This window comes from Actinocrinis sp. (assembly GCF_035605935.1).
In the GTDB taxonomy this organism is placed as follows: Bacteria; Actinomycetota; Actinomycetes; order Streptomycetales; family Catenulisporaceae; genus Actinocrinis.
In genome coordinates this window covers 1-5,332 of the sequence record NZ_DATNGK010000097.1, presented here as the reverse complement: position 1 = coordinate 5,332, position 5,332 = coordinate 1, and the positions used below count along the sequence as shown (strand labels likewise).

The 5,332-nt window shown below is 65.8% G+C and carries 6 protein-coding genes; 3 read left to right on the top strand and 3 right to left on the bottom strand.

Translation table 11 applies throughout. The features are described from left to right. A partial coding sequence (locus tag VN779_RS08690) for a WXG100 family type VII secretion target (RefSeq protein ID WP_325721927.1) occupies positions 1–1,020 on the bottom strand: 1,020 nt, incomplete at its 3' end. Between the two features lie 91 nt (positions 1,021–1,111). Continuing rightward, positions 1,112–1,525, bottom strand: coding sequence for a hypothetical protein (locus VN779_RS08685; protein ID WP_325721926.1), 414 nt, complete (start codon positions 1,523–1,525; stop codon positions 1,112–1,114). Between the two features lie 355 nt (positions 1,526–1,880). Here VN779_RS08685 and VN779_RS08680 point away from each other — a divergent pair, with 355 nt between their 5' ends. From VN779_RS08680 to VN779_RS08670, 3 genes are all read left to right on the top strand, one after another. Further along, on the top strand, positions 1,881–3,326 hold the full coding sequence (locus VN779_RS08680) for a M1 family metallopeptidase (RefSeq protein ID WP_325721925.1): 1,446 nt from the start codon (positions 1,881–1,883) through the stop codon (positions 3,324–3,326). A 135-nt stretch (positions 3,327–3,461) separates the two neighbouring features. Continuing rightward, positions 3,462–4,298 (top strand): hypothetical protein, encoded by an 837-nt coding sequence (locus VN779_RS08675; protein WP_325721924.1) that lies wholly within the window; start codon positions 3,462–3,464, stop codon positions 4,296–4,298. A gap of 259 nt (positions 4,299–4,557) precedes the next feature. Then, positions 4,558–5,160, top strand: coding sequence for a hypothetical protein (locus tag VN779_RS08670; protein ID WP_325721923.1), 603 nt, complete (start codon positions 4,558–4,560; stop codon positions 5,158–5,160). Here VN779_RS08670 and VN779_RS08665 read toward each other — a convergent pair. Beyond that, positions 5,157–5,332: response regulator transcription factor (locus VN779_RS08665; protein WP_349260713.1), on the bottom strand; the 176-nt coding region annotated here is incomplete at its 5' end. The two genes, VN779_RS08670 and VN779_RS08665, sit on opposite strands and share 4 nt — an antisense overlap.

Genomic DNA, 5,332 nt, shown 5'->3' with positions numbered 1-5,332 from the left:
AGTACGGCGAGCAGCGCCGCCGCTCTCGTCGCCGAAGCCGTCCTCACCGAAGACGTTCGAGCTGACCTTCGAGGCGGCGCCGGTTTTGCCTTCCTCGCCGGGTCCGTCACCGAAGGCGCTGTTTCCGCCGCCTGGCTTCGTTGTCTCCTCGACAGGAAATGGCAGGCCGCCGCCGGGATTGCCAAAGATAGGTCCGGGCGTCGTGGTCGTCGTCGTGGTGCCGATGTCTTCGAGCCCGGGCGGCGTCGAAGTGTTCGGAGGCGTGACGGTTCCGGTGTGCTGAACGGTCGTGCCTTCATTGAAGACGCCATTGCTCACACCTCCGGCGCTCGGCTCGCGCGTCGTCTTCCCGCCGCCAGCCGAGCTGCCCGCAAAGCCGTAGCTCGCCGCCGAGCCTGAGCCGCCGCCGTATGATCCAGAACCTAGGCTAAAGGTCCCTGAAGATGGCAAACTGGGATTGAACGACTCATCTTGTGGACCGGTGCCGGCAATCGTGCTCATGTTGCTCGCGGCGCTCTCATAGCTCGACGAGAGCTTGTTCAGCACATCAGCCGCCTGATTGCGTGCGGCCATGTTGTGTTGCTGAGCCTGCTGAACCGGATCCGTGCCGGTGAAGATGTCCGAAACCGTGTTCGTGATCCCGCTGAAGAGGCCGCCCGAGGGCACGGGCTTCTCGTCCGGCACCTGCTGCATCGCCTGCCGCGCCGCCTGCGCCGCCGCCTGCGCGTTCTTCAGCTGAGTGACCGTGTTGTTGACAGTCGTGATCACGTTTTGCGCGTGGTTCGACGTCTCACTGAACGTCTGGGTCGCCGCCGTGGCCGCGTCGCCTGACCAGGCCGACTGAATCGACGCGTTCGCTTTGTTGAGCGTGTCCACGATGTTGTTCAGCGACTTGGTGACGGCCGAGTAGCCACTGATCTGGTCGCCGATCGCCTCCGGGCTTAGCGCCTCGGCCTGCTGCTTGGCCCACGCGACACCGCCGTACTGCTGGACCGTGCCCTGATTGAACTGATTCGGCATTGGACTGCCCTACCCCGCGTCTTCCGATTCCGTCGCGTTTCGTTGCGGTCTGCGATCCGATCCTCATCGACCACCTGCCCGGCGACCGGGATCAGGTGTCCTTCTGGACCTGGGTCATGTCCAGCTGCAGGTTGCTCTCGGTGGTCGAGTAGAGCTGGTGCGTCTTCTGGATCCGGTCGTGCAGATCGCTGATCTTCTGGTTGACCTCGTTGATCAGGCCGTAGATCGCTTGCTGCACCTGGCCGTTGGCCGTGTTGAGCTTCCACGCGGCGTCGAGACCGTTGTTCGTCTCGCCGAAGTTGGACGAGCCGGCGTCCGACATCGCCTCGGCGCGCTTGATGCCGCCAGGCGCCGCAGTCTGCTGGATGTCCGACGCGGTGTTGTTATGGAACGTGTTCGGCGCGAGCGGGCTGGTCGGCGCCTGAAAGTGGTCCTGAAGCAGCGCCTGGAGCTTGGCTCTGACCGCTTCGAGTTCCTCCAACTCGACCCTGAAGCTATTTCCCATGACCGCCGAATCCCCTCGGTTCCCCTCGTGTCACTACTTTTCAGCTGTCGCCCCCGCCGGATCGGCGACGCCTGGCGCGCCGTCTGGCGGATGACACCCTATCGAAGGGTACCGACATGGACGACCCACGGCCACCGGTTCGGGTCGGGAAGTCAAGTGGCGGACCGGTACGGTTGGTGACTGGCCGGGAGATCGGTCGGCGGCGCTCAACGCCTATGAATAGCCGCTATTACTACTGTCTTCATCGCGCGAGGTGCCGCGCCCTTTTTCTGAAGGAAGCTCGGCACGGTCTGACGGGAGGTCCGCCATGTCGGCGCATACGACCCTGCCCGCTGGGCTCGCCGGTTCTGCTGCAATGAGCCGTCGTAGCGCCCTGCGCGCGATCGGCACGGCGGCGGTTGTGGGCGGCGTCGCAGGGTGTGCGGCGGGAACGGGCACCGGCGGAGTGCCCGCGACGCCTGCGCAAGCCGCGACCACATCGTTCGATCCATACTTCCCCGGCGAGGGCGCTGGCGGCTTCCTGGTCAACCACTACGCGCTGGACCTTTCCTACGCCCAGGCGGTGGGCCGCATCGCGGGGACCGCGACGATCAGGCTCCTGCCGTACACCGCGTTGTCTGGGCTCAGCCTCGACCTGGCCGCCGGTATGACTGTCGTATCCGTCCGAGCAAACGGGGCGGCGGCTCGATTCTCTCGACAAGGAGACAAGCTGCACATCCAACCGGGAGCCGCGCTACCCAGCGGGCGGATGGCGCTGCTGGAGATCGCGTACTCCGGGCAACCAGCGCCGGTGAGCGTCGCGGGAGTCGGATCCGTCGGATGGCAGGCCGGTGCGACCGATGTGTCCGCGGTCTCGCTTCCCATCGGTGCGCCCACCTGGTTTCCCTGCGCCGATCATCCCTCTCTCAAAGCGGCGTACGAGATCTCGGTGACGGCGCCCGCTGGCGTCTCGGTGCTCGCGAATGGCCGGCTGGTCGACAAGCAGCCGCAGAACTTCGGCACCAGGTGGACGTACCGCCACGACGGTCCGATGGCGGCATACCTCGCCACGATCGTCATCGGAGACCTGGCGATCGAGACCTCATCCGGCCCGTCCGGTGTGCAGATCCGCGACGCGTTCCCAGCGCGGCTCGCTGATCAGGCGCGCAGTGACTTCGGTCGGCAGGGGCAGATGCTCAAGACGTTCGCGTCGTTGTTCGGCCCATACCCGTTCGATGTGTACGGTACGGCGGCCCTTGACGGCGTAAACGCACTGAGCCAGGCCGGTTCGCTCGGTGGGACGTACGGAGCGCAGACCCTTGGATTGCTTGACGTCTCCTTGATCGACGGAAGGCGCACGCACGAAAGCCTGGTCGCCCGAGCCCTAGCCGCCCAGTGGTTCGGGGCCAGCGTCTCTGTCAGTAGTTGGGCGAGCATCTGGCTGAGCACTGCCTTTGCCCGCTACGCAGAGTGGGTCTGGCTGGAGAAGTCCGGCGGACTGAGTGCGGACACGTCGGCGCGGGCGGCGATGACTCGGCTGCGAAGTCTCGGTCAGGACCTGATCCTCGCCGATCCGGGCGCAGAGCGGATCCTGGATGAGCGGGTCGCGCTGCGCGGCGCCTGCTTCCTGCACGCGCTGCGGCTCACGATGGGCGACTACACCTTCTTTCAGGTGCTGAGAGTCTGGTGCAGCCGAAACCAAAGCGGCGCCGCGCAGACCGAGGATTTCCTGCAAGTGGTTCCCGATGTCTACACCGCGCAGGACTTGACCGCTTTTATGGCCTACTGGGTGTCCGCTGCGCGCTTGCCCGACTTGCCGTAGCCAGCTGCGGTCGGTCTCGTTTCGGCCTAAGGTGCGGTCACGATTCGGCAGCGGCGGGAACTCGCACTTCGTGCCGTTCGCCAGGGCTCGCTAGGATCAGCGGCTCATACGTCTAAATCCTTTGAGGGGGAAATCGTGTCCGAGCCATGGGGGCAGCCGCCGCAGCAGTCCGGCGGCGAGTGGGCAGGTCCGCAGGGCGGGGGAGAATCCGGCTCGTTCGCGCCGCCGCCCGTCGACCCGCAGTACGGTGCGCCGCAGCACGCGGGCCAGCAGCCGCCGCAGTTCGGCGCGCCCGCGCAGCCGCAGTATGGAGCGCAGCCGCAGTACGGAGAGCAGCCGCAGTTCGGCGGCCAGCCTGGCTACGGCGCGCCGGTCGGTCCGGGCGGCTATGGCGGATACGTGCCGCCGCAGAACCCGAAGAACGGCTTCGCCATCGCCGGCTTGATCTTGTTCTTCACCGTCGTCCTGGGCCTGATCTTCTCCATCCTCGGCTTGGTCAAGTCGGGCAAGATCGGTGGCAAGGGCCGCGGCCTGGCGATCGCCGGCCTGATCCTCTCGATCCTGGCCGCAGTCGGCTGGGGCGTGCTGATCGCGGCCGCGGCCAACAGCACCGTGTTCGACCCGGGCTGCAACTCGATGCGGACCTCGTTCAACAGCCTCATCAGCAAGCTGGAGAACGACGTCACCAAGATGTCCTCCGACGCCTCGGACCAGACCGCGATGCAGGCCGACGTGACCTCCTTCACCGCCGATATCCAGACCATGAAGACCGACCTGGACGACGCGCTGGCCAAGGCGCAGCACCAGTCGGTCAAGGACAAGTTGCAGGCCATGGATAGCGATGTGTCCACGGTTCTCACTGGTCTCAAGGCAGCGGAGAGCGGCGACACGAGCCAGCTGACCGCGACCCAGGACGCCGCCAACCGGCTCAAGTCCGATGGTGACGCCGTCGACAGCGTCTGCTCACTGTAAGCGTCGCGCAGCACCGCAATCTCCGGCCGAGGGCCGCCACCGGATCGATCCGGCGGCGGCCCTCTTCGCACGTCAGCGGCCAGTTTCATGAGAATCATTCATGTTCCTGTCCGAATACCGACGCCGTGGTCGCGATCCGGACGCAATTGCGGCCCTGCCGTGATTTCGGGTCTGCGCCACCCGTACGATCGCTGCTCGTTGTAGTTAGTTAATCCAGCTAACGTAAAAGCGCGACACGATCACGCAAGGGCGCATCACTATGGCGAATGACTCGAACGATGCAATGTCGCTGTTCGAGGCGGCTTCGAGCGGGCCGGCGATGAGCGAAGATCACCCGGATCCGGCTCCGGCGCCGAAACAGGCGAACCCGGTGGCGCTGGCGGGCGCGACGCTCTCCATTCTGCCGCCGCTCGGGCTGGTGCTCTCGGTAATCGGCTACGCGCGGTCCCGCTCGCGGCATGGCGCCGGACGAATAGCCGCGCTGATCGGCGTCGTGCTCGCAATCGCGTTCGGCGGCATCGAAGCCTACGTAGCGTCCACGGCTCCGCTGCTCGATTCCGGTTGCCGCGACGCCGTATCCGCTGCCGGGCGGCTGCGCGCGATCCAAGCGGCACCTGGCGGCAATCTGACCGTGCTCGCGACCGAACTCGATTCGATACACACCACGCTCGCGAATGCGGCAGCCAGTGCGGGAAGCCCGCAGGTGCGGACGCGGATCGAGCTGGTGGCCAGCGATGTCGAGGCGTTATCCGTTGACGTGCTGGCGGCCAAGACCAGCGGGGACATGAGCCAGCTGGTGAACGATGAGGTCAAGCTTCAGCTGGACGGTACCGCGGCCGACTCATACTGCCACTCGCTCTAACGCACGAGACCGTGCCGGTATGCGTAGCGCACGGCTTGCGCGCGGTCCCGCGCGCCGGTTTTCGCGAACAGGTGGTTGATATGCGTCTTCACCGTCGCTTCAGACACGAACAGTTCGGCAGCGATCTGCACGTTAGAGCGGCCCGCCGCTATCAAGCGGAGCACTTCCACCT